This window comes from Hydrocarboniclastica marina (genome assembly GCF_004851605.1).
Lineage (GTDB): Bacteria > Pseudomonadota > Gammaproteobacteria > Pseudomonadales > Oleiphilaceae > Hydrocarboniclastica > Hydrocarboniclastica marina.
In genome coordinates this window covers 1,123,011-1,147,365 of the sequence record NZ_CP031093.1, presented here as the reverse complement: position 1 = coordinate 1,147,365, position 24,355 = coordinate 1,123,011, and the positions used below count along the sequence as shown (strand labels likewise).

Genomic DNA, 24,355 nt, shown 5'->3' with positions numbered 1-24,355 from the left:
GGATTCAATCGCCCTCGCTGCTGTTGCGCTCTGTTCGGGTGTACTCTGTTCGGGAAGGCTCAGTGCCAAAAATTGAGCCCCCCGGAAAAACAGTTCAGTCCATGCCCCCATGATGTAATGGCAGGGTGACGGCACCGCTGACCCGGGCCGTGTCCCGCCAGCCCTCGCCCCGGCCGTAGTAGGCGCCAGTGTACCCTTGCAGGACAAGGCCCACCGTCTCGTCAGCTGCCAGGGGGTAGACGACGCCGGCCATATCGGCCTGTTCGCCGCTGGGTACGGGCACGGGGGTAAACTGCTCATGGATCACCTCGACCGCGGACGAACCCGGCCGCCGCACGCCGATACCGGCGAATAGCATGCCCGCTTGCTCAGCCCGCTCCGTTGCCGTGACAAGCTGCAGGCGCGGCACCCCCGCCAGAAAATCACCTTCGCGAGCCCGGTAGAGGGGCAAAAATGCTGGCCGCAACGTGCCGCCAGTCACGGGCTGTTCAGTGGCCGGGAGCACGGTTCCCGCGGGTATGAACCAGCCCGCGAACCAGTCCCAGGGCTGAAGTAGAAGCTCAAGACTCCCGCTGAACGCCAGCTTGACCCGCGCCTCCGGCACCTCGAAGACCTCACCGCCCGGCTCCAGTAGAAGTTCAGCCGACGGCATAGGCTCACCAAACGCGAAGGTCAGGCAGTGACGGGGCCGCATGGTGGTCTTGCCTTTGAGCTTGTCGTCCCAGAAGGCCAGGATCATGGCAACTGCGGTAGTCCGGTAGGGTCCGCACCGAATGTTCGCTTGGGTGTTGAACAAGGGTAGGCCGGAAAACGCCTGCATAGGCCATGGCATGATATGCCCGTCCTGGAGGGCCACCAGGTAGACATCCTGCCCGGCTTCGCGGGCGCACTCCCAATTAGCCAGCCCGTGATTGAGCGGGAATAGCACATCCCGTAGCCCCTGAATGAAGAGCGCGTCGGCCTGGATGCCCTCTCCCTTCTCGCAATATTCGGCAGGGCTGCGGCGAGACATGTCCAGCGTCGTGGCGCTGTCTATGTCGCCAGCCAGGGCCGATTGATAACTGGTCTCGTTGATGAGATCGAAGTCAAAGCCGCTGCCGATAGTGCCCAGCCAGTCCAGGGCGAATGGCCAGAAGCTCTGGACCACACCATTGGGCGCGAGCGCCTCTTTCAGGTCGTACCATGTGGCGATCGGGACGATGGCGTCAATACGCGGATCCTGCATGCTGGCGAGAATCTGTACCGCACCGCCATAGCTCTCGCCACTGCCGCCTATAAAGGGGTCACCAGACGGATCCCGCAGTATCCGGGGAAGATTTTCATCAGCCCAATCCACAACGCTGCTGAAGTCTTTCACCTCATAGTCCGGATCCATCAGGTGCACGTCACCTTCGCTGTCGCCAAAGCCGCGCTGATCGTAGGAGATGACCCAGTAGCCCGAATCCCAGGCGGCCATCGCGGCCTGTCCCGAGAGCACCAGTTGGCCGTAGATTGACCAGCGACGGGGCGCGCGAAAGGCCCCAAACCCGTGGGTATGGATAATCACCGGTGCGTCGACTCCAGGCTCCAGCGCAGGCTGGTAAACAGTTGCCCTGAGCACGACCCCGTCATGGGACTTGATGTCAACATGGTAAGAGGTCTGCGATAGCGCGACGTCCGGGCCGGTCTGCTGGTAGCGCTCCTTAACATCGACCCCCGCGCACGCGGACAGCAATGCGGAACACAGCAATAACCAGATTTTGAACGTACCCACAACACCACCCGCGACAGCACTCATAACATCCCCACTCTGGCCAGTTCGGCTGACTGGAACAGGCCTCATCAGCATACGGACCCGCCAAGTTAATCATGAAGCTGTCGGCGAGCAAGTAAACAAAGCGGAAAACGCGGGCTGATCAAGAGTTGTAGCGGAAACCCGGCCCCTTTTTACAGTAGAAGACGGGCACTACGAGTTACAGCGAAAGCCAGGTGCTACAGGTCATGCGGAACCGAGCCAGAGGCCAGGGTCGATGTCTGTGAGGGATGGCTGGCAAGCTTCGGTATCCCTTCCGAAACGTGCCGGCCAAGCATTAATCCCAGAGAGAGGTTACGCTCACCAATTGTAGCTAAGCGTCGCGGTGATCTCCCTGCCGGGATTGTAGTAGTCCGCTGTTCCAGAACCTACCACGTGCTGCTCATCCAGCAGATTGCTGACGTTAACCTCGACATCTGTGCCCTTGGCGATCCTGTAGCTGAATGCCGCGTCGAACAGGGTAGCCGAATCACTTTCTGCGGTGTTGGCGGCGTCGAAGTAGTAAGCGCCGGTATAGCGGGCGCCTAGACCGAAGCTCATGTTCATCTGCGAAAGCGTGTAGTAACTCCAGAGCGAGCTCGTATGTCGCGGCGCCACATTGAACTCATTCCCTTCAATGGTCGTCCCATCCCGGAGGGGGTCGGCACGGCGCACCTCGGTATCCATGTAGGAGTACCCGGCAGTCAGGCTCAAGTTCTCGATCAGCTCGGCCTTGGCCTCCAGGTCAAGCCCGCGCACGCGAGCCTCGCCGATTGTTTCGTCTTCGATGGTGCCGTCATCCTGAGCGACCCGGATACTGATGTCTTTCTTCGTCAGGTCGTAGACCGCCGCCGAAAACAGCGCATTCATGCCCAGCGGCGAGTATTTAATACCGACTTCATACTGCTCACCGCGCTCGGGCTCAGTACCGATCGACGGTGGCGCGACTGATTCTACCCTGCTGACGTAGGTGGAGATTTCGTCGGTGACCCGGTAGGTCACAGCGCCACGAATGCTGGTTTCTGAAAAATCATCGGATGAGCGAGTGCTATCAAGCAGGTTTTTACTGGACAGATCCAGGTTGTCGTTGCGTACCCCCACCGTGACAATAAGCCGTTCGACAAAGGACAGATTCTGCTGCAGGAAGACAGATTTGGTTTTGTAATCTTGCTCCTCACCCCGGTATGGCACCAAATTGACTGGGGCACCACTGTATACCGGATCCGCTACATCGATCGGCGCGCCCGGCGCATAGACGGATGTGCTCTCACTTGTTGCATCGCGATATTCGATGCCGACCAGCGTGCTGCTGTCGAATCGCTCAAAGCTGGCATCGTATTGCAGCATGGCGTTACCGATGAGTTCTTCTGCGCCGCTATCGGTGCCGATATAACCGCGATCCACCAAGGTGCCCGTCCGGTCGGAAGAGTCTGTGATGTAGACATAACCGAGGTCGTCAGTCAGGTCGCTGTAGCGCAGATTCCCCCGCAGGACCAGCCCGTTGGCGAAGTCATGGGTCAGTTGCGTGGTAGCGCTGGTCCGCTCAACATCATGAAAGTTGTATTCCGGCTCCCCGAAGAACTCACTCCGGTCATATTCCCGATCAAACGGATAGCCACCGCTGTTGGGCGTGCTGTCCTGATTCAGGTAGTCCAGGATCAACGTGGCCGAGGTATAGGCCGTCGGCTCCCACGTCAGGCCGCCCATCACGAATTGGTCATCGTCTTCGGAGTGATCGTATTCGCGTTCGCTGTCCTTGATTTTACCGGTAAAGCGGTAGGCCACGGTTTCACTGGCTTCGAGCGCGTCGCCCACGTCAACCCCCGCCTCCTTATGGTCAAACGAGCCATAGGTCAGGTAGCCCTCGCCAAAACTCTCGAACCTTGGCCGCTTGCTGACAAAATTCACCGAGCCACCGGGGTCAGCCGGACCGAAAAGCGTGGAGTTCGCCCCCCGCAGTACCTCTACCCTTTCGAAGGCGTAGGGCTCCTCCCGTACGCCGCGCATCGAGCCGAGCGTTAACCCGTCACGGTAGGTCGTGGCCTGGAAGCCGCGAATCTGGAAATAATCATTGCGGTCGTCGGTCCCGTAGTAATCAGTAACCACCCCGGGCGTGTACTGCAGGATTTCTTCGGTTGTCGTCGCGTTGCGCTGCTCGATTTCTTTTTCCGTAATGACCGAAACGGAGGCAGGCGTATCGAGAATGCTGGTGGCCACTTTACCGCCTACCCAGAGTTCCTGGGCCACAACGGAGTTCGCGTCGTCGTCGGCATAAGCCTGAGCGTTGACGATGATGGGTGAGAGTCGAAATACCTCGTCGGGCTTGTTCTCGCCACTTGGGTCTTGTGCATAGGCACTCAGGGGACTGGCCATCAGCGAGGCGCAGCAAAGTAGTGTGGTGCTATTGGCGTGTAGGCGATGTGCCTGTGCCGAACCAGCCCGGCGCTTACCTTGAGTCATACTTCAGATCCTCAATGGTTTGGAATCCTCAACCATTGAGGAAGAGGCTTCATTAAAAAGGCCTCATATTCTCGCCGTCCGCCGTAATGCTGTCAATAATGATAACTATACTCATTTAGATTAACTATATCTGCCACCCCGTTCCGGCCAGATCCCCGCGCATATTGCCCGTGCAAAAAAGCCTCTGTTCCTCGCTACCCGTGCGTCAGGCAGTGACGACCGATGGGCAGCATCATCGGCTTGCCGGAAACAGGGTCAGGCATTACATGGCTGCGTAACCCGAACACGGACAGAAGGACCGACTCACTGAGGACGTCTTCCGGGCGTCCGTGGGCGTAAATCTGCCCCCCTGCCATGGCGACCAGGCAGTCCGAGTACCGCGCCGCCAGATTGAGGTCGTGCAACACCATGACAATAGTGGTGCCGCGCGCACGGTTCAGGTCGGTGAGCAGGTCCAACACTTCGATCTGATGACTCACGTCCAGGAACGTCGTCGGCTCGTCCAGCAGTAACAGGTCAGTTTCCTGCGCCAGCGCCATGGCGATCCAGACACGCTGGCGCTGACCTCCCGATAACTCATCCACTTCCCGGTCCGCAAGCGCCGTGGTTTGGGTGACCTCCAGCGCGTTGGCGACAGCTTCGTCGTCCTGCCGGCTCCAGCGGGAAAGCAACCCGTGGTGCGGATGACGCCCGCGACTGACCAGATCAGCTACGGTGATACCCTCCGGCGCCGCAGGCGACTGGGGCAGCAAGCCCAGCGTTCGGGCGAGCTGGCGGGTCGGACTGCGATGCACGGACTTCCCGTCAAGCAGCACCCTGCCCCCGCTGGGAGCTAACAGGCGTGAGATGGTTCGCAAAAGCGTCGATTTGCCACAGGCGTTGGCGCCAACAATCGAGGTGATGCGGCCCGGCTCGATGTGCAGGTCAAGCCCTTCAAGAATGGTGCGCCCGGTATAGCCCGCGGACAGGTTTTCGATAACAAGCTGGTGCCCAACGGTCAAAGGGAGCCTCCTCCGCGATTCACGCGAATGATCAGATAGATAAGATAGGGCGCGCCCAGGGCGCCCGTAACGACACCCACGGGATAACGGCTAGGCAACAGGAACTGGCCGATGTAATCACCGACCAGCACCAGACTTGCGCCCACCAGGGCGGAGGGAATCAGGATGGACCCGTTCGAGCCGACGATACGCGCGGCTATGGGCCCTGAAAGGAAGGACACAAAAGCAATCGGGCCGGTAACCGCCGTAGCGACAGCGATCATACCGACGGCACAGACAATCACCGTGGCGCGGGTGAGGCCGACGCGCACGCCGAGCGCCGCGGCGGTGTCGTCTCCCATCCGCAACGCTTCCAGGTCACGCGTCTTGCTCAGCAAAAGCCCACCGAACACCATCAGCCCCAGCAAGACAGGCCACGCCTGCTCCAGCTGCGCCGCATTGACACTGCCGGTCAGCCAACGCATGGCTTCCTGCAGGTCCCAGGCCGGCGCGAGTGACAGCAGGTAGGCAATAAAGCTCTCAATCATGGCCGAGACGGCGATGCCTATGAGAATCAGGCGCGTGCCGGCCACCCCGTTTCGGGATGACAGCCCGTAAACCAGCAGCGCTACGCCGAGCCCCGCAGCCACGGAAAAAACTGACACGGCCGTACCATCCAGCTGCAGCACTACTATGGCAAACACAGCCGCTGCGCTTGCGCCCCAACTGATGCCGATGATGTCGGGGCTGGCCAGGGGGTTGCGCAACAAGATCTGGAACGCCACACCACCGAGGCCAAAGCTCATACCCACCAGCACTGAGAGCAATGCCCTTGGCAGCCGCAGATGCTCCACGGTGAAACTGGCACCGGCTACGTGTTCTCCCAACAATACGCGCATCACATCCTGCGGCGGTGTATACGATTGCCCCAGCATCAGCGTCACCGCAACGCCCACGACCAGGACAGCACCCAGCATAGCCAGCGTGGCGGTCCACCGGCGGTTACGCCGCCGGCGACCGGCACCTACGCTTTCGCGAACGCCCATTAACCCGGCACTCACAACTCCCGCACCCGCTGCCGACGGACAATCCAGATAAAGAACGGCGCGCCTATAAAAGCCGTAATGACCCCAACCGCCAGCTCGCTCGGCCGCGCGATGACGCGCCCGAGCACATCCGCCAGTAGCAACAGGCTGGCACCGCTGAGTGCCGAGAACGGCAGCAGCCAGCGGTGGTCCACCCCGACCATCAGCCGGCAGAGGTGCGGCACGACCAAGCCAACAAAACCAATGGGGCCGCAAGCCGCCGTGGTGGCCCCGCACAGCAGAATGGCCCCCACGCCGGCTGTGGCCCGCGCCAGCGCCACTTTCTCGCCCAACCCGGCCGCCAGGTCATCGCCAAGTGCCAGCATGTTCAGTTTGCGGGCGGATATCAGGCTGATCAGAAAACCCAGCAGAAGAAACGGCAGAACCAACTGGATGGTATCGAAGGTCGCACCGCCAACCCCGCCTATCTGCCACGACCTCACACCGCCGGCAATGTCATTCCGGGGCAGCACAACGGCAACTGTAAAGCTGGACAGTGCGACCGATGTCGCTGCACCGGCCAACGCCAGTTTCAACGGTGTTGCCCCGTCACGCCCCAGGGATCCAATGATGTACACAAAAACGGCCGCCGCCCCGGCACCCAGAATTGCGGTCCAGACATAAGCAGCTGCCATGCTCATGCCGAACCACGCCAGGCCGATAACCACCGCCAGCGAGGCACCCATGTTGACCCCGAGAATGCCAGGATCAGCCAGAGGATTGCGCGTAACGCCCTGCATGAGCGCACCGGTCAGTCCCAGGGCGCCGCCGGCTAGCGCGGCCAGGAGTGTACGGGGAATACGCATTGCCACGGCCGCTTCGCCAATGCTGCTGACCTGACCCTGCAGCGCCGCCGCAATTTCCGCCCAGGACACATCCCGGGTGCCGACCGCGACAGATAGAAAGCAAAGCGCGACCAGAAGGACGACCAGCATCACCAGGCCGGCCGGTTTGACCAGGCTGTTCCGGTCCGAGGCGGACCCTTGTGGCAGAGCCGTCACCGCGGCAGTCATCCTGACTTACGCGCAGCTTCAGCCAGGGCACCAACGTAGGCCTCAAGTACCCAGGGGATCGAGAGCGGTGTCGGATTCGCGGCCGTAGCGCCCGTACCCCGACCCAGCATGACGACTGAACCATTTTCGATCGCACGCATTCTCGACGTGAGCGGGTTTGACTCCAGTGGCTCACGCAACTGCTGCTCACCGTAGGTAACGAAGATGTCGACATCGTTGAACAGGTCGATCTGCTCGACACTCACCTCACCTGCGTACTGGCCTGCACCGGTGACCCTGGCCACGCTATCCGGTGAGCGCAGCCCAAGGTCATTGAAGAAGCTGACACGGGTATCGTTGGGGGTGTAAAAACGCATGATGCTCAGGTCTGTCGGGTCCAGGTGGGTGATGAACATGGCCGTTTTGCCTTCTAGCTCCGGGTAATCCGCGACAGTCTCCGCTATCTGGTTTTCAAGACGCTCGATCAGCGCATCGCCCTCGGCCCTCATGCCCAGCCCGGCGCTGTTGATACGGATCATTTCCCGCCATCCCGTCGACCACGGCGACTCGGGATAGGCCACCACCGGTGCGATCAGGCTGAGCGTGTCGTAATCCGCCTGGCTCAGGCCGGAATAGGCCGCCAGAATGACATCCGGCCGGGTCGCCGCCACGGCCTCGAAATCGATACCGTCCCCCTCATCGAACAGTACCGGCTCGCGGTAAGCCGGGGCGCCTACCTGCAGTTCCTCCAGGCGAGTGCTGACCCATGGCAACAGACCATCACCATTATCATCGCCGAAGCCCGCCGCGGCGAAGCCGACCGGCACGATACCCAGCGCGAGGGGAACTTCGTGATTGGCCCACGCCACTGTCGCCACGCGTACCGGCTTTTCGGTAATCGTTGTGGTTCCAAACGCATGTTCAATGACGACTGGAAAGGGATCAGTCTGTGACCATCCGGCGAGGGGTAAAAACAAGGTTGTACAGAAGAGCATGAAAACGGTAAAAACTCGGGTCACGTGCGGCATAGTCGAATTTCACGTCCAGGTGTAGGTGCAAATCTAGGTGATAACAATTATCTTTCAATGTTAGCACCGAGTCGCTACCCTTGGCACCTGTTGTGCAGACCTGCGTTCCAAACACAGCGCCGCACCTGGTTAAGAGCCACACCCCGTTAAGCGCCACACCTCATTTAGAGCCAAACCGGATCAAGAGCCAAATTCACTCAAGAGCCCAATTTACTCAAGAGCAGAGTATGACCAGTCACGTTAACACCAGCAGTTTCGCCGCACTCGGCCGCCTTTTACGTTATGCCCGAGGCTATCGCCGCCAGATTACCGCCGCCACCACCTGCTCCGTCATCAACAAACTGTTCGATATTGCACCTGAGATTCTGATCGGGGTCGCGATTGACGTTGTGGTTAACCAGGAACAAAGCTTCGTGGCCGGGCTCGGCTTCGAGACAGCGCAGAGTCAGATCGCCGTTCTGGCGGTGCTTACCTTTTTCATCTGGGCAGGTGAGTCTCTGTTCGAGTACCTGTACCAGATTCTCTGGCGCAACCTGTCCCAACGCCTGCAGTCGGAGCTGCGCCAGGACGCCTACGAACACGCACAGCGGCTGGATATGAGTTTCTTTGAAGCCCAGAGCTCCGGGCAACTGGTGGCCACCCTGAATGATGATGTCAATCAGCTGGAACGCTTCCTCGATGGCGGCGCAAACGCCATGATTCAGGTACTGGTCACGGTGGTGGCGGTGGGTGCGGTGTTCTTTGTCATCTCTCCGCTTGTGGCTCTGCTCGCGTTTACGCCCATGCCCATCATTATCTGGGGCGCATTTTACTTTCAGAAAAAAGCGGGCCCACTTTATGCGGACGTCCGCGAGAAAGTCGGTGACTTGTCGACACGGCTGTCCAATAACCTGGCCGGTATTGCCACTATCAAGAGCTTCACCGCCGAGCAGCGCGAAGCCGAGCGGCTCAAAGCCAGCAGTGAGGCCTACGTGGAGGCCAACCGCAAAGCGATTCGCATCAGCTCTGCATTCATCCCCGTCATTCGCATGGCAGTTCTAGCGGGTTTTCTGGCGACTTTTACTGTGGGCGGCTTGATGGCCCTCGACGGCAGCCTGAACGTCGGTGCGTATGGCGTACTGGTGTTCCTGACCCAGCGTTTATTGTGGCCGATGACAGGACTGGCCGCCGTTATCGATCTTTTTGAGCGAGCCATGGCCAGCACCCAGCGCATTCTGAACCTGCTGGCTGAACCGGTGCATATCCACGATCAGAGCGACCGCGATCTGGTCGCGCCGGTTCGCGGTGAAGTGACCTTCCGAAACGTGAGTTTCCGGTACCCGGCCAGCGCAGCCGGCATAGAGGATATTGACCTGGCCGTGCCAGCAGGACATACCGTGGCATTGGTCGGTGCGACCGGGTCCGGTAAATCCACCCTCATCAAGTTGCTGCTGCGGTTCTATGAGCCCAGCCAGGGCGACATTCTTATCGATGGTCAGTCGATTCGCGGCGTCAGCCTCCGGTCCCTACGAACAGCCGTTGGGTTGGTCAGCCAGGACGTCTACCTGTTCGAAGGCTCGGTGCGCGAAAACCTGGCTTACGGCAATCCCGATGCGACCGACAGCGAAGTGATTGAAGCGGCAAAAACAGCCGAGGCCTGGACGTTCATCGAAGCCCTGCCCCAGGGGCTGGACACCCCCGTGGGCGAACGCGGTGCCCGCCTTTCCGGCGGCCAGCGCCAGCGGCTATCCCTGGCACGGGCCCTGCTGAAGAATCCGCCAATCCTGGTGTTGGACGAAGCCACCAGCGCCGTCGACAACGAAACCGAAGCCGCCATCCAGCGTTCCCTGAAGCGAATCGGCCACAACCGCACCGTCATCATGATCGCCCACCGCCTTTCGACAGTCGTCGATGCCGACACCATTCTTGTGGTCGAAAACGGGCGGGTGATCGAACAGGGCACGCACGAGTCGCTACTGCAAAAAGGCGGGGCGTACAGCTCACAGTGGCGGGTACAGACGGGTCAGGAGCAGCTTCCGGCAGCGGCGAACGCAACGGTTTGACGTTTGTTTTGTGAGCCTTTAGCAGCGTTCCTTCAGCAGGACAGCCATCAGTCTGATATCTACAAAATACTGGCCTGGCGCCCTCCTGAGAGGGGTGTCCGGCTAGTTATCGCTTTTATCTAAGCTATTGCTGAGCTTTCAGCATCGCGGCCATTTTCTGGTGGATCAGGTTGACCGCCTTGAGGGGGCGGAGCATGACTTTAAACTCGACGATACGGCCCTCCTCATCCCACTTGATCATATCGACCCCGTTTACCAGGATTCCGTCGATCTCTACCTGAAACTCCAGCACCGCGTCCTGCGGCCCGACCACCTCCCGCACATACTGGAACGTTTCATTGAAAAAGACATGAAATGCGGCAGCCAGGTATTGAGCGGTAATCGATTTGCCGACCTGCGGCGTATGAACGACCGGCGAGTGAAACACGACGTCGTCCGCAAGCAGAGCATTGAGGCCTTTGGCATCACGGGTTTCTACAAGCTGATGCCAGGTGGTCAGGGTGTTATTAGTCACAGGCTTCCCCATTTGGTTTCGTGCGGTGGGTATAGAGCTATGGTCTGGTCGTATTGGTTCCAGCCTTACCCTTCCAGCCGCGATTGTCTACGCCAGAATACAACGAGAAGCACTGCGACCAGAAAGTTGCCAACGAGCATGAAGGGGTACATGGCCGGCGATATGCGCAGCCATTCGCCGGTGAAATTCATCATGCCATGAAACACCAGGACGGCTAAGAGGCTGCGCCCCGTGTGATTGTGCACATGCACGATCATCAGCGTCTGGCAGACGATCATCGGCAGCCACCAGGCAAGCGCAGGATTAAACGTGGTGTTGGCGTAATAGCCCGGGAACCAGACAAATGGCGTGTGCCAGGCCGCCCACACTGCCCCGTTTACCAGCCCCGCGGCAGTTGGGCCCATGTGCCCCTGCAAGGCTTCCAGATAGTATCCCCGTAAGCCGACTTCCTCAACAGCCGGAAATATAAACGAAAGGAGTAGAAGGAACACCAGCGTGCCCGGGTTGAGTAAGAGGGACCAATGCACATCCAGTGGCGAATCTGTGACACCCAGCAACACGGCGAGGCCTGCCATGCCCAGGTCGAACACCAACCAGAACGACAGTATGAGCAGCCACCATTTGCCAGGGATGCGCCGCAGGTCCACCAGCCGCTGCGCCAGATCAAGCAGCTGCCGCTTTCCGCCAGTCAGCGCCGCCAATCCGAGGCCGGCCAACACCGGGCTGGCGCCACCAATCAGGAACCACAAGACCTGCGGAAAACCCCAGACAGAGGATTCTGAGACCAGAAGAGGGATCCAGAACAGGTACGCCCAACCAAGGTAAACCAGTGGAAAAGCCAGGATCGGGTGTGCGATGGCCCAGTGGTGGAGCATCGTGACGCGCTGACGACCTGCGTCAGCCACGAGGAAACTCGATATCCGTTACATCCGCCACGAAAAACGGGAAGTACTCGTCGGAGCCAAAATGATTGCCGGCTTCGACATGGGTGGGCAGACGGAAGCCAGAGAAGTTTCGAAACGCTGAAAGGTAGCCTCCGAATGGCTGAAATTGGTGAATTTTCCTCGCATTAGCATTGCTCCATCGCTCGAAGCAGATTTGGATCGGCTGGCCATCCGGCGCAACAGTGACATCAACAGACTGAGAGTAGCCCAGATGGCAAACCGTCACGCGGGCGCAGTCTTCGCTGCGGTGCTCCCAACGGACATGAGGGCCGGGCAGCAATGCAGCGGGTGTCCAGAACACGGCTTCGGCCACATAGCGGCCAAACGCCGAACGCGTGTGGTCCGGGTCCCCTCCCAACCGCGCCACGGGTAACAGGCCCAACAGCCAGAACCGCGTCCAGCACTCACTGTCCGAGCCCGAGAGCCGCATCAGGCCCTTCCCGGCACTCATCTTCCAAACGAATCCCGCCGGCATAGCAAGGAGCTGCGTCGCAGTCATTCTCAGGTATTTCGGTTCAGCTTTTGTCCCCATGCCGAACCGGCCCGCCATTGTGATCTTCGCTACGGTGAAGAGTGGCGTACCCGGCTCAATCGTATAGCGGAAATAGCGTCGGGCGGGTTCCGGCAGGCCGTCGAGAACGTGGGAATCGAAGCAGCCAGGCGCCTTCGGCTGGGTTGCGGCAAGGCAAAGCATTTTTTCATGGTCATCGCGATGGTCAAGCCGCCGCCAGGCCCAGAGCCCAAACGCCGCCAGTACGATTGGAATGAGAATACCTGCAACCAACATGGCCTCTGCTCCGGTCAGCGATGAACCAGGATGTGGATAGTGTTCCCGGGAGTGATTCGGATTGATGTGTTCCCTTTGTTCGCGGACGGTTGTGTTCCCGGAAAATGTGTTCCCGGACACCCATCCTACCTGTTCATTACGCATTCATGGACAGCCATCTTCCCGGTAAAGATAAAGCGGACCACGTGTCCTAGTTAAGCTGCACCTCAACCTTAGGCTCTGGCCTAGCCAAGATGTCGGGACAGGGGTCTGGCTAGGCGGCCCGGTCGCTAGGCCTTGCGATAGAAAATTGCCCTGATAATTATCAAATCAGCCTCTACTGAGCCATCACTTTTCTAATCTTTTTACTTATAAAACCAGGACGTACATTATCTACACACCACTTACAAACAAACACAATAGCTTACTAACAAGTCCTTGCCGCAAGGCGTGCTTCGACTAAAGTTGGCGCAACCTCCCGTCCCAATTACGTTCACGAGCAGATCAAAATGACACTGAGTATCAGGCAAAAACTTCTAATCGTCTTCTTGGTGCCATTGCTCGGCTTAGGCTACTTCGCCACCACGAATTTCATGGACAGTTACGCCGCCTACAGCGATGCGGAGGCGACCCAGGAGCGGCTCAAAGTGATCGATGCTTTAGGCGGTTTGCTGGATGCTGTGCAAGTAGAGCGGGGTCTGTCTTCTGCAGTCCTCGCTGGCGGGAACCCCGAGTTTCGGGCTCGGCTTCGCGCCCACCGCCCGCAGACAGACGAATCGGCATCCGCACTAACACGCCTGACGCAGCGGCTGCCGGACGACACTTTTAGCAAATCACTGCTATCGGCGCTTACGACGATCAACACAAGCATTAGCTCGCTGACGACGCTCCGCAGTCAGGTCGACAGCGAGAGTATCAGCGCTGCCGAAGCTGTTCTCAGGTACTCAGGGGTCACGGGCGAACTGGTCGATACCATCCGATTAAGCGCTAGCGAAAACAGCGACCCCGTACTGGTCAAGATGCTGCTTTTCATGGGCTTCCTGGTTGAAGCAAAAGAATTCGCCGGCGTGGAGCGGGCTGTTCTCTCCGAAGCGTTCTCTAAACAGGAGTACACCAGACAACTGCTCGCGCGCCACGCTCCTCTCGTAGCAGGCCAGAGGAGCGCCCTGTTCAAAGCCGAGACGCTCGGCCTGCCAGAGCTACAAGCTGGAATTGATGCATTCGAACGCATGAGCGCGAACCGTTCAGTACTGGATATTCAGACCCGCCTGGTCGAGCAGAACGCCGCGACAGCCAGTTTAGGTCTGACCACAACGGAATGGTTCAACACGGCCAGCGAGCGACTCGCGGCTATCGGACAACTGATCAAAGAAGCTGGCTCCGCAACCACCGAAGCCGCGGCGTCGCTTTCCAGAAGCGCTTTCCTGAATATGGTTCTGACTGCGCTGAGTAGCACGGCTGTCGTTGCTTTCGCCGGCGCGATTGGCTGGATAATCCTCAGAGCTCTTACCGTGCAGATCCGCAGCCTGACCTTTGCAATCAAACGCGTGGGCAACGAAATGGACCTCAACACACGCGCTGCAGTTTCCTCAAAGGACGAGCTGGGTCAGATGGCATTAGCGTTCAACGCGACCATGGAGAAGTTCGAACAGGTCATAGAGAAAGTTACAGAGACCAGCGTGGAACTGGCCTCCTCTGCCGAGGAAACGTCAGCCATCGCCGAGCAGACCACGCAGACCATGCAGATACAGCAAGCGGAAACCGAACAACTGGCGACGGCTATCAACGAGATGGCGGCCACTATCCAGGAAGTCTCGAGAAATACCGATCTGGCGCGCGAAACTGCCGGCCAAGCCCAGACAAATGCGCAGCAAGGACAGGCCGTCGTCGGTGCGGCGGTCAAGGCAATCGCCGCGGTCGAGCATTACGTCAACGAGTCGGTAGAGGCGGTACGTACGCTGGCCAAGGACAGCGAAGCCATCAGCCAGGTGCTTGATGTTATCGAGTCCGTGGCAGAACAGACCAACCTGCTGGCTCTGAATGCCGCGATTGAAGCCGCGCGGGCCGGCGAACACGGTCGCGGTTTTGCCGTCGTCGCCGATGAGGTCCGCACGCTGGCTCGAAAAACCCAGCAAAGTACTGAAGAGATAAAGGTGATTATCCAGAAAGTACGCGAGGGTGCTGGCAAAGTGGCCGCCCATATCGAACACAGCCAAAGCGGGACGCAGGATGCGGTGCTTCAGGCTGAAGCAGCCGGAGCGGCACTAGAGTCGATGGGCCTCTCGAGCAACCGCATCGTCGGCATGAACATCGAGATCGCAGGCGCAGTAGAACAGCAGAGCAGCGTTGCGGAGGAGATAAACAGGAACATCAGCAACATCAACCACTCTTTCGAGGAGACAACCCAGGGGTCGGCGCAAGCAGCTGTAGCGAGTGAAAATCTGGCGAAGATGGCTACCGAGCTTCAGTTGCTTGTGGGCGAGTTCAGGACAAGAGGGAAAATCTGATAATTAGCTGCACCCAACCTAACCCGGATTTCTCATAGTAGTCCCTGATGGGCAGATGCCTGAGGATATCCCGTTTTCCGGCGTCTCGTTCGGGGTTTTTTGATCAGATATTAATCAATTCCTGATGTGCAGACACAATTCCCCCTTTCCCCCATTACTGACGGGCCGGGGGAGCCCGCTGATCTAGGTGGGCACCAGCCGCTGAACCAGGGCTGATAATTCTGTCTTATACGGATAGCTATCACTCATCAACACCCGGATTCGGCGGGTATTGCGGATGATCACAGCGCCGACCTTGATCAGTTTCAACCGCAGGGTGCCAGCGCTCATGCGCTCGAAGGGCGTGCTTTTCAGATGCACCCGCAGACGCTCGAATAGGGTGTAGGCAAAGCCGGAGAGTATCAGCCGCCACTGATTGGTCCACCATTGGGTACTCGATGTGCGGTCGGCAAACAGATCCAGCTGCTGATCCTTGATCCGGTTTTCCATGTCACCGCGGGCGCAATACTGTTCGTAGTAGAGCTTGAACCCCTCGTCGTAGCGGGAACTGATCACGAAGCGCGGATTTGGGCCTTCGGGTCCGTACTCCAGTCGGGCGACGACCAGCCGTTCCTTCTGCCAGCTTCGTGCCTTGTAGGCAAAACGGAAGGTGCTGGCCAGCTTGTAACCGTGGTGGTCGTAATATTCCCGAACCTTGTCCATGGCGGGTGCCGCCAGGGCTTCCAGCCGCGTATTGCGCGCCATGCCCACGATGTAATCCACCCGGTTGCGGTCACACCAGGCCAGGATCCGGGGCTTGCAGAAGTGGGAGTCACCCCGGAACACAATACGGGTATCGGGCCAGTAACCCCGGATGAACCGCACCAATAGGGCCAGAATGGCCCAGCTGTGCCGGGCATCCCCCCGGTTACTGGTGCGCAGGTAGCTCACCAGCAGGTGCCGTCCGCAGAAGACATACAGCGGGAAGTAGCAGTGGTGATCGTAGTATCGGTTGAAGAACTTGCCCGGCTGGTCGCCGTGCACCGGAATATCCGTGCCGTCGAAATCCAGCACCATTTCCTTGGGCGGCTCGTCGTGCTGTTCAATGAAGTGGTGCCAGAGCAGTTCATGGGCCTTCACGATGGTTTGCCGGTCCACGGCCTGTTCCATTCGGCAGAGCGTGGACTTGCCGGCCAGGACGGAGACCTCACCCGTGGCGGATTGCAGCGCCTGATCAAAGCGTAGCGCTTCATGGTCATTCAGGTCTTCGTATCCGCCGGCCACGCCGTAGACCCGTTGCCGGACCATGGTATCGAGTTGGTGACGAACCATCGTGGAATCCCGCTGATCGACCAGAGTCTCGGCCAGTCGCTGGGTTAACTGGTGTTGCTTATCGACTTCGCGTAATAACAACAAGCCAGCATCGGAGGTGATGTGGCCTCCGGAGAAATCGGCTTCAATCTGACGGCGGAACAGTGGCGAGAAGGTCAGCTTTTCGGGTACCATTTTGGATGCGGCTTCTGGTGGTTCGTTTTTGGTGTAAGGTCCTGAAATGTTACCACTTTAAGCCGCTTTTTCCTTCCTCCTCATGAGAAATCCGGGCTAAGGGCGCGCGGCCTGCAGCCCGCCCTGTACAGATAGAATTTCTGGTTCTCAAACATTGCTGGGTCGAGCGTCCAGCTAACGCACTCAGGCCCTTCGCTTCAGGGCCCGGTATCGATATGTAGCTGTAGCTGGACACCCATCTCACGCCCTCCCATCTCACATCCTGTCAGCGCTAACGCGGCTTCGCTTCGTGGGCTTATCTGCCAACTCTGCGACGGGTTCCGCACCTCATGGCCGCGACGCCAACAAGCCCTAGCAGGAGGATCATGAGACTGGACGTTTCCGGCACCTGCACGGCGTCAATCTGCTGCAGCGCTGAAAATTCGCCGGTTATCATCGGGAAGCTTCCTGACGCCAGTAGTCCGATGACAGTGAACGTGCCCCCCGTAAAATCATCCACGGGCAATTCCACCGGTAACGTAGAGGGTGTCATTGCAAAAGGAGAGAAATTGAGTACCAGGCTCAGATAATCAACGCCGTTTTCTTCGACCGAGGTGGGCGTGCCGAGAACTCCCAGTACCTCCAGGCCGCTACTGCGAAACGTCGTCGCTGTATTGCCCGGCATGCCACCGTCGAAAACAATATCATTAAGGCTGACCGAGAATTCGAGGACGTCCGTCACTGAAGAAGGTGAGATCGGAAACGGCGAGGTTGGGTCGTAGGCCAGCTGTCCTGAAAAACCATCACCCACCGCCACGGTTGATGGAGACAGCTCATTCACTGACGTTACATTGCCTGAGAATTCATAGTAAATCGGCACAGCCTGTGCCGAGGAAGCCCATAGTAGTGCCGCGCTCAAAAGCATAAAGCTGAGTCTGGGCCGTATTGCCCTCGCATAAGTTACGAACATGGTTGCGCTCCTTACTTGATCGGTGTGAATGCTTCTTCCATGGAACAAAAGATCCGGCAACTTCAGGCTTCATGCCAGACCTAACTAGTGTTTTCTTTTAATATTGCAATTGCAACTAAGGCCAAAAGATGGGCGGGCCTGCCTGAAAGTCGGCCAGGCGACTGAAAGCTCGTCACAGCCTGATTCTCGACGTATTGCACCAGCCACGTGTAATCGTCAATCCGAACCACAAGCAGGCGTTGATTCGGAAACCCGCCCCTGTTGTGGTGAGGTCCATCATCAAGTGAACCGCCAGACTAAAGAGCAAACGGGACATCCTCGAAGGACACACCGCGCGCTCCTAGTGACACTGCTAGTGACGTCTCCTGATAGTGACAGCAAAAAAACCGGTTGAGTGGTTGCCCTGTTAGTGCTTTGCTCTAGCGCTCAGTGCGCAAAGAGTTGCTGCCCAAATAAGGTCGCTCTCATGATTAATTGTTGCGTTCAATTCGAGTGGGTGCCGTGTTAACTCCATCGAGACCGACAGCATCCTGGTCAACGGAGTCGATAGGATCAAGTAGAACGAGCATGGCCGGATCGTCGATCTCAAAGTCATGAATCGCCCCTTCAAAGCTGTCGACCTGATCCAGCGGAATATGGCCGCGATGCTGAAAGCGCAGCAATAACCTCACATAAACGCAGGGAAGAATGCATGTCTGATCGTCCACACGGCCCCTCGCCCACCACCCTCATACACAACAATAAGTATCGGGATGCACACGGCAGTCCTTACACCCCGGTTTACACCACCACGACCTGGCGTTTCGACTCCACTGCAGACCTGCTGGATGTGGTCGAGGGGCGCAAACCCGGCTGTCTCTACACCAGGTATGGCACCAACCCCACCATCCGGGAGCTGGAGCACAGTCTGGCGCAGCTGGAAGTTGCTCCGGCCGCCCTGGCGTTCGCCTCGGGCATGGCCGCGATCTCGGCCACGCTGCTAGCCCATGGCCGTTACGGCATTGTCTGCGTCGGTGAACTCTACGGCGGAACCCAGGAGTTTCTGCACAGCCATTGCCGGGAGCTGGGTATTCCCGTGAATTCGCTGATGCCCCAGGAGCTTGACCAGCTGGGGCCAGTTCTCGACCGGCCAGGCATGCTGGTCTATTGCGAAACCCCGGCCAACCCCACCCTCAGTATCCTGGATATCCGCCATCTCGCCGAGATTGCCCACCAGCACGGCGCCCGGCTGGCGGTGGACAACACCTTTGCCTCGCCGATCAACCAACGGCCGCTGCAACTGGGGGCGGATCTCGTCCTGCACAGCGCCAGCAAGTACCTGGGTGGGCACAGCGATATCACCGCCGGCGCACTGATGGGGTCGGAGGAACTGGTCGGGACCGTTGCCCGCTGGCGCAAGAACCTCGGGCAGGTGCTCTCCCCCGAAACTGCCGCCTTATTGTCCCGCAGCCTGCGTACCCTGCCACTGCGGATCCACCAGCATAATCACAATGCCCAGGCGGTGGCCGAGGCCATGGCCACCCACCCCAGAGTCAGCCGGGTACTGTACCCGGGGCTCTCCGGCTTTCCCGGCCACGAACTCGCCGCGCAGCAGATGGATGGCTTTGGCGGAATGCTCAGCATAGAGGTCGACGGCGACCGTGACGCCGCCTCGCGGGTTGCGGATAACCTGCGGGTATTCGTCCTTGCGCCCAGTCTGGGCGGTACCGAAAGCCTGGTAGGCCAGCCCTGTACCACCAGCCATCACGACCTTACGCCGGAAGAACGGCAACGGCTTGGCATCGGCGACAATCTGTTACGGCTATCTGTGGGACTAGAGGATGCCGGGGACTTGATAGACGATCTGAAACAGGCCCTGGACAAGATCTGAAACGGGTGCGCCGCAAGCCCCGCTGGAGCCACGGCTGCACCCGATACCTGTCAAAGCTCAAGGAAAAAACGCCTTGATGACAGTACCATGGGACGAGCGGCCCAGGATTCGCAGCCCGAGTGAAGGTGGGCACGAACAAGCTTACCCTGCGGGAGACCCGACCATGCTGAAAGTGACGATCTACCGGTACCATCCAGAGTTTGACAATGCGCCCTCGACACAGGCATTTGACGTGCCCGATGAGTTTCGGAACCGCATGGTTCTGGATGTTCTGGAGCACCTGAAGACAGTCGATCCCACGCTGGCCTACCGCCGGTCTTGCCGGGAAGGGGTGTGCGGTTCAGACGGCATGAACATCAACGGGCGCAACCGGCTGGCTTGTGTTACAGCGGTGGCCGAGGTACTGGGCAAGAAAAACGAACTCGCGCTGCGCCCGCTGCCGGGTATGCCGGTGATTCGTGACCTGGTCGTCGACCAGTCCCTGTTTTTCAAACAGTACGAGCGCATCGAGCCCTACCTCATGAATGACGAGCCGATGCCAGCGGGCGAACGGCTCCAGTCACCGGCGGACCGGGAAAAACTCGACGGCCTGTATGAGTGCATCCTCTGCGGGTGCTGCTCGTCAGCGTGTCCCTCCTGGTGGTGGAACCCGGACAAGTACGTTGGCCCGGCCGGACTGCTGCAGGCGTATCGGTTCCTGGCGGACAGTCGGGACACCGCGACCCAATACCGCCTGAGCAAGCTGGAGGATCCGTACAGCGTCTTCCGTTGCCGCAACATCCAGAACTGCACGGACGTCTGTCCGAAGGGGCTGGACCCCATGGGGGCCATCGACCACATCAAGCGGCTGCTGGTCAAAAACGCGCTGTAAGGAGCAGAAACTTTTAGCTGGAGACTGAACAATGCACGACCAGAACCCGACCCCGGAATGGGACCCGCATGCCGACACCGCCCATGCCGAACAGCTTGGAGTCTATGATGAGCTGCGCCAGCGCTGCCCGGTGGCCTACAGCGAAGCCCAGCAGTGGACCCTGTTCCGCCATCGGGATGTGCTGGCGGTTCTGAATGATCACGCAACCTTCAGTAATGCAGTTTCCTCGCATTTGTCCGTGCCCAACGGCATGGACCCGCCCGAGCACACACCCTACCGGCAGTTGATCGAGCCGTTCTTCGGGCCGGATGCCATGGCTCGCTTCGAGCCGGTATGCCGCAGTCTTGCCAAGCGCCTGGTGGAAGACCTTGCAAAAGACACGGAAACAGAACTGATCCGCAGCCTGGCGCAGCCTTACGCGGCGCAGGTTCAGTGCGCGTTCCTGAACTGGCCGGTCGCCATGCACCAGACGCTGAACGACTGGTCGACCCGCAACCAGGCCGCAATTGCCGCCCGGGATAGGGAAGCGCTGGCCCGCTACGCAGAAGAGTTCACCAACCTGATCATAGAGAACGTGCAGGCTAAACGGGAGGCCGGGGCAGACCCGGAAACCGACGTCACCATGCGCCTGGCCACGAGCCACGTTAACGGCAGGCTCCTGCGGGACGAAGAGATCGTCAGCATCCTGCGCAACTGGACAGCCGGCGAAGTGGGAACGATGGCCGCATCGGTGGGCATCCTCGTCCAGTACCTGGCTGAGCACACACAGATTCAGCAGCAAGTGAGAGACAAAGCGGAAAAACTGCCCGAGGCCATCGACGAGATCCTGCGCATCCACGGCCCCTTGCTGTCCAACCGTCGCGTCACCACCTGCCCGGTGGCCGTGGCCGAGCAACAGCTGCGCGAAGGCGAACGCCTGACACTGCTCTGGCCCTCCGCCAACCGGGACGAGACCGTCTTTGAAGGTGCAGGAGAATTCCGCTGGGGCAGGGACCCCGAACAGAACCTGCTCTGGGGCGCAGGTGTGCACGTATGCCCGGGCGCACCCCTGGCGAGGATGGAGCTCCGCATCATTATGGAAGAGCTTCTGGCGGACAGTCATGAACTGAAGCTTTCAACCGCAAACCCGCCCGTATGCGGCGTGTACCCCGCGACAGGTTTCGCGCGGCTGCCAGTCATCTTCCGCTAGGCAGGACCGCGGACAGTAAGCCCAACCTCATACTCAAGGCTTTAATAAGGAAGCTATAGAGCTCGAAACCGGTGACCCCCAGCGCGATTTTTTTACACTTCCGTAAAAGATAAGGCACAGCAAACCGACGCTACACCAAATTCCGCCGTCGCTAACTGGACAGCAGACTCCGGCAGAGTTCAAGAGCTATCCACGGTAGAGAGTTAAACGTGAGTGTACGGCTTGCGAATCCGAAGCATTAACCTGTTAGAGGTAGCCTGCGGATAAACCGTGCCCAGCTATGCAGGACGCGTAGCCGGGCACTTCTCTCTCATACTGTGCGACTCAGGAACAGGAGCCGCAGCAGAAATCCTCGCCGTGCTTGCCCTTCTTCTTTTCCTGAGCTTCGGTTTGCTTCACCTCGGCATTTGCGGATGCCTGCGCGAGGGTGGCTTCGGTTTCTGCGGTTTCTTTCTTAGCAGTGTCGGTGGGCAGGGCCATTCGATTTCCTCTTTGCGGCTTTAACATTCATTTAATTTACATCTTAGGCCGCAACATTGATTAGAGCAAGTGCTCCTGAAGAGATTCTGGTCGGCTCAGATTTGCCAGGAACTCAGGCGTGTATGCAGCAGCGCATTACCGTAAGCCGGAAACTGCACGAGCTCTGTTCGAGTGGGTGTCCTGTTAGCATCTGTCTGTTAGCATCTGTGCCGCACGCTGCGTCAGTCCCGCCTTTCTCTGCGCGCAGGATGCCGCGGCAGGACGGGACGGGACGATTCCAACCGTAAGTCCGGGACCAGGTAACGGCAGCCGATTAAACGCTGGATAAATGATTGACCAATGGCTCAGCCTGCTTAACGGCTCGTGTCTGAACCCGCGCTACGGCCGGGGCGCAGCTTAGGTTTTGGCTTGACTGGGAGTTTTCACTTGGCTGGGAATTTTCAATTGCCCGGTTATCCGTTTAAGGGCGTGATCAACGATCTGCTCTCTTTCCTGCAACTCATGCGGGTGCGCAAGCAGCCCTTCGATCACATAAATCAGCACTCTGGCGTCCAGTAGCGCCTCAGCCAGGTTCACCCCAGCCTTGACCAACTCTGAAACCGATAGCTGCTCTACCATCGTGTGGAAACGATCGTGCCAGGCGCGAACTTTCGGAGAATGACTTACGCGGGAGTGAACGTCCGTCATCAATGAACCGGAACTCTCCACCTGCGCAATTAACATCAGCACTCTGGTTCTGAGCGGCTGTTCCTGCAGCGCCATCACATCAGCGATGGCTTGCGATACGACACGGTTAAGTACCGCAAGCAGGACGTCGTCTTTGTTTTCGTAGTACCAGTAAATGGTATTCGCGGCCACACCCGCGCTTCTGGCGATTTCGGCCATTGAGGTGTTGTCGTAGCCTTTTTCCTTCAGCAGAGCCATGGCAACAAGCTCAATCTCCTCTTTTTTGACCTTCTGCTCCAGATGACGTTTGTTGCGGGCCAAGGGCACTCTCCTATGGGAACTCGTACTAATCGTTGGCTGACGTTCAAGATACAACCAGGTTATCTTGAATGCCAGCCAAGAAGACGTCAGTTCAGTAAGTAGTTTGCGGAAAAGAGGCTTGAACAGATGACAAACGCTAGCTGATCATCAGGGCTCATTTACTCACCAGCAAGCGCGATGCCCAGCGCCCAAGTCACTGCCTGAGGTCGGTCATACGAATATTATTCTTTGCGGAAGCTCATTCGGCGGGGGCACCTCATAAGGATATCCAGCACGTTTCGCGGAAGCGCCCATGTACTCGAGATGTTGGCGGTACGTGCCGTAGTTTTCACTCAGGAAGTCAATGATGAAGGGTGTCAGGGGGGACGGCAATGTCCGCAGTCCCTCACTCAATGGCAATTCGCCCACCGCCGGGAAGATCGGCCAGCAGGCCGTACCCCATCAAGCCGGATGGCGTGGTAAACCCTGCGGGCGCGTCGTTGTTGAGCAGAAAGGTCGCCACGGCGAGTGCGCCAGGGATCGTCAGGGTGTAGCCATTGGCTGTTTTCACACGCGCGGTACGGCGTTCCCCGCGAGCGTTGATCGCCTCGCCCCAGACGTAGGCCGGCATGCGAGCTCTGTCCGCCTCATCCGGCCCCTTGACCAGCAAAGGAACCAGCTTCATCAGTGCCCGCTGAACGAGTGACATGGCAAGCAAAGGGCCAAACACATTGCCAAGCTTCATACCGAGAACAGACAAACGGCTGGCCGGAACATAAACAGTGACATTCGGCACACCCGTTGTGTGAAAAGCCGTTGAGACATCACCCCAGGGCACGGCCACAGCCAAGCGCTCGCCTCGTCCGAAGTCGATCCGTCTGACATCGTGAGCCAGCGGCACCCGGACAATTTTTCCCTCTCGGCGCACTCTGCCACCTTGAGGCGTACTTTCCAAAGTGGTTTTCATTGTGCCCGGTGAGAGGCTGACCGTCGTGTCAAAACCGAGACTCAACTGCGTAGCATCAGGCATTGCCTCTTTCAATGCTGCAGCCACACAATCGGTCGGAATCACGTCGAAGCCAACACCAGGGCAAAGCACTACGCCGGCCCGTTGCGCATCCGGGTGAGCACGGTGTACCGCTTCGAATACGTCGATCTCGCCGGTGATGTCCAGGTAATGCGCCCGTGCTTCGATGCACGCACGAACCATGGGTTCGCTCGTCGCGGAAAAAGGCCCCGCAGTGAGCAGCACCACCGTGACACCGTGGAGTTGCTCCGCGATGCTGGCCGGGTTGCCTAAATCAAAGACGCGGCATTCCAGGTTCAACTCGCCCGCAAGGCGCTCGATCTTGGCTCTACTCCGCCCGGCAAGGATGGGCTTCATGCCCCGCGCGACGGCTTCGCGGGCAATGAGTTCGCCCGTGTAGCCATTCGCCCCGTATATCATGAACGCCAT

20 protein-coding genes are annotated in these 24,355 nt (G+C 58.8%); 5 read left to right on the top strand and 15 right to left on the bottom strand.

Annotated features, from left to right (window positions below):
- Nucleotides 1-94: 94 nt before the first annotated feature.
- From soil367_RS05210 to soil367_RS05185, 6 genes are all read right to left on the bottom strand, one after another.
- The gene (locus tag soil367_RS05210; RefSeq protein WP_172962272.1) at nucleotides 95-1,777 is read right to left on the bottom strand and encodes an alpha/beta hydrolase; all 1,683 of its coding nucleotides are present in this window, start codon (nucleotides 1,775-1,777) and stop codon (nucleotides 95-97) included.
- Nucleotides 1,778-2,092: 315 nt separating this feature from the next.
- Nucleotides 2,093-4,231 (bottom strand): TonB-dependent siderophore receptor, encoded by a 2,139-nt coding sequence (locus soil367_RS05205; protein WP_136547589.1) that lies wholly within the window; start codon nucleotides 4,229-4,231, stop codon nucleotides 2,093-2,095.
- Nucleotides 4,232-4,425: 194 nt separating this feature from the next.
- The gene (locus soil367_RS05200) at nucleotides 4,426-5,232 is read right to left on the bottom strand and encodes an ABC transporter ATP-binding protein (protein WP_136547587.1); all 807 of its coding nucleotides are present in this window, start codon (nucleotides 5,230-5,232) and stop codon (nucleotides 4,426-4,428) included.
- Complete coding sequence (locus soil367_RS05195; protein WP_246065538.1) at nucleotides 5,229-6,272, bottom strand: FecCD family ABC transporter permease; 1,044 nt, start codon at nucleotides 6,270-6,272, stop codon at nucleotides 5,229-5,231. Before soil367_RS05195 ends, soil367_RS05200 begins: the two co-directional genes overlap by 4 nt.
- Nucleotides 6,269-7,297 (bottom strand): FecCD family ABC transporter permease, encoded by a 1,029-nt coding sequence (locus soil367_RS05190; protein WP_246065537.1) that lies wholly within the window; start codon nucleotides 7,295-7,297, stop codon nucleotides 6,269-6,271. Before soil367_RS05190 ends, soil367_RS05195 begins: the two co-directional genes overlap by 4 nt.
- An 8-nt stretch (nucleotides 7,298-7,305) precedes the next feature.
- Nucleotides 7,306-8,316, bottom strand: a complete 1,011-nt coding sequence (locus tag soil367_RS05185) for an iron-siderophore ABC transporter substrate-binding protein (RefSeq protein WP_136547582.1) — start codon at nucleotides 8,314-8,316, stop codon at nucleotides 7,306-7,308.
- A 227-nt stretch (nucleotides 8,317-8,543) separates the two neighbouring features.
- Between soil367_RS05185 and soil367_RS05180 the strand changes: the two genes are divergently transcribed.
- Nucleotides 8,544-10,358 carry an ABC transporter ATP-binding protein gene (locus soil367_RS05180; RefSeq protein WP_136547579.1) on the top strand — a complete coding sequence of 605 codons (1,815 nt, stop codon included), beginning with the start codon at nucleotides 8,544-8,546 and terminating at the stop codon, nucleotides 10,356-10,358.
- A 124-nt stretch (nucleotides 10,359-10,482) separates the two neighbouring features.
- Here the strand turns inward: soil367_RS05180 and soil367_RS05175 are convergent, their stop codons facing one another.
- The 3 genes from soil367_RS05175 to soil367_RS05165 form a co-directional block, all read right to left on the bottom strand.
- Nucleotides 10,483-10,872: a nuclear transport factor 2 family protein gene (locus tag soil367_RS05175; RefSeq protein ID WP_136547578.1), complete on the bottom strand. Its 390-nt coding sequence runs from the start codon at nucleotides 10,870-10,872 to the stop codon at nucleotides 10,483-10,485.
- 65 nt (nucleotides 10,873-10,937) lie between these two features.
- Nucleotides 10,938-11,777, bottom strand: coding sequence for a CPBP family intramembrane glutamic endopeptidase (locus tag soil367_RS05170; protein ID WP_246065535.1), 840 nt, complete (start codon nucleotides 11,775-11,777; stop codon nucleotides 10,938-10,940).
- Complete coding sequence (locus soil367_RS05165; protein WP_136547576.1) at nucleotides 11,770-12,603, bottom strand: DUF6544 family protein; 834 nt, start codon at nucleotides 12,601-12,603, stop codon at nucleotides 11,770-11,772. The genes soil367_RS05170 and soil367_RS05165 overlap by 8 nt, the downstream gene beginning before the upstream one ends.
- Nucleotides 12,604-13,091: 488 nt before the next feature.
- Between soil367_RS05165 and soil367_RS05160 the strand changes: the two genes are divergently transcribed.
- Nucleotides 13,092-15,089, top strand: a complete 1,998-nt coding sequence (locus tag soil367_RS05160) for a methyl-accepting chemotaxis protein (protein ID WP_172962271.1) — start codon at nucleotides 13,092-13,094, stop codon at nucleotides 15,087-15,089.
- A gap of 183 nt (nucleotides 15,090-15,272) precedes the next feature.
- Here the strand turns inward: soil367_RS05160 and soil367_RS05155 are convergent, their stop codons facing one another.
- From soil367_RS05155 to soil367_RS05140, 3 genes are all read right to left on the bottom strand, one after another.
- Complete coding sequence (locus soil367_RS05155) at nucleotides 15,273-16,574, bottom strand: IS1380 family transposase (protein WP_136547574.1); 1,302 nt, start codon at nucleotides 16,572-16,574, stop codon at nucleotides 15,273-15,275.
- A 295-nt stretch (nucleotides 16,575-16,869) separates the two neighbouring features.
- On the bottom strand, nucleotides 16,870-17,523 hold the full coding sequence (locus tag soil367_RS05150) for a hypothetical protein (protein ID WP_136547572.1): 654 nt from the start codon (nucleotides 17,521-17,523) through the stop codon (nucleotides 16,870-16,872).
- Nucleotides 17,524-17,993: 470 nt separating this feature from the next.
- Entirely contained in the window at nucleotides 17,994-18,230 is a 237-nt protein-coding gene (locus tag soil367_RS05140) for a hypothetical protein (RefSeq protein WP_136547570.1), read from the bottom strand.
- Between soil367_RS05140 and soil367_RS05135 the strand changes: the two genes are divergently transcribed.
- From soil367_RS05135 to soil367_RS05125, 3 genes are all read left to right on the top strand, one after another.
- Nucleotides 18,215-19,393, top strand: coding sequence for a trans-sulfuration enzyme family protein (locus tag soil367_RS05135; protein WP_136547568.1), 1,179 nt, complete (start codon nucleotides 18,215-18,217; stop codon nucleotides 19,391-19,393). The genes soil367_RS05140 and soil367_RS05135 overlap by 16 nt on opposite strands.
- Before the next feature lie 166 nt (nucleotides 19,394-19,559).
- Nucleotides 19,560-20,264 (top strand): succinate dehydrogenase iron-sulfur subunit, encoded by a 705-nt coding sequence (locus soil367_RS05130; RefSeq protein ID WP_136550523.1) that lies wholly within the window; start codon nucleotides 19,560-19,562, stop codon nucleotides 20,262-20,264.
- Nucleotides 20,265-20,295: 31 nt separating this feature from the next.
- Nucleotides 20,296-21,453 carry a cytochrome P450 gene (locus tag soil367_RS05125; RefSeq protein ID WP_136547566.1) on the top strand — a complete coding sequence of 386 codons (1,158 nt, stop codon included), beginning with the start codon at nucleotides 20,296-20,298 and terminating at the stop codon, nucleotides 21,451-21,453.
- Nucleotides 21,454-21,777: 324 nt separating this feature from the next.
- Here the strand turns inward: soil367_RS05125 and soil367_RS05120 are convergent, their stop codons facing one another.
- From soil367_RS05120 to soil367_RS05110, 3 genes are all read right to left on the bottom strand, one after another.
- A complete protein-coding gene (locus soil367_RS05120) occupies nucleotides 21,778-21,933 on the bottom strand; it encodes a CCGSCS motif protein (protein ID WP_172962270.1) in 156 nt (51 codons plus the stop codon).
- Between the two features lie 396 nt (nucleotides 21,934-22,329).
- Nucleotides 22,330-22,920, bottom strand: coding sequence for a TetR/AcrR family transcriptional regulator (locus tag soil367_RS05115; protein WP_136547562.1), 591 nt, complete (start codon nucleotides 22,918-22,920; stop codon nucleotides 22,330-22,332).
- Nucleotides 22,921-23,305: 385 nt separating this feature from the next.
- Entirely contained in the window at nucleotides 23,306-24,355 is a 1,050-nt protein-coding gene (locus tag soil367_RS05110) for a saccharopine dehydrogenase family protein (protein WP_136547560.1), read from the bottom strand.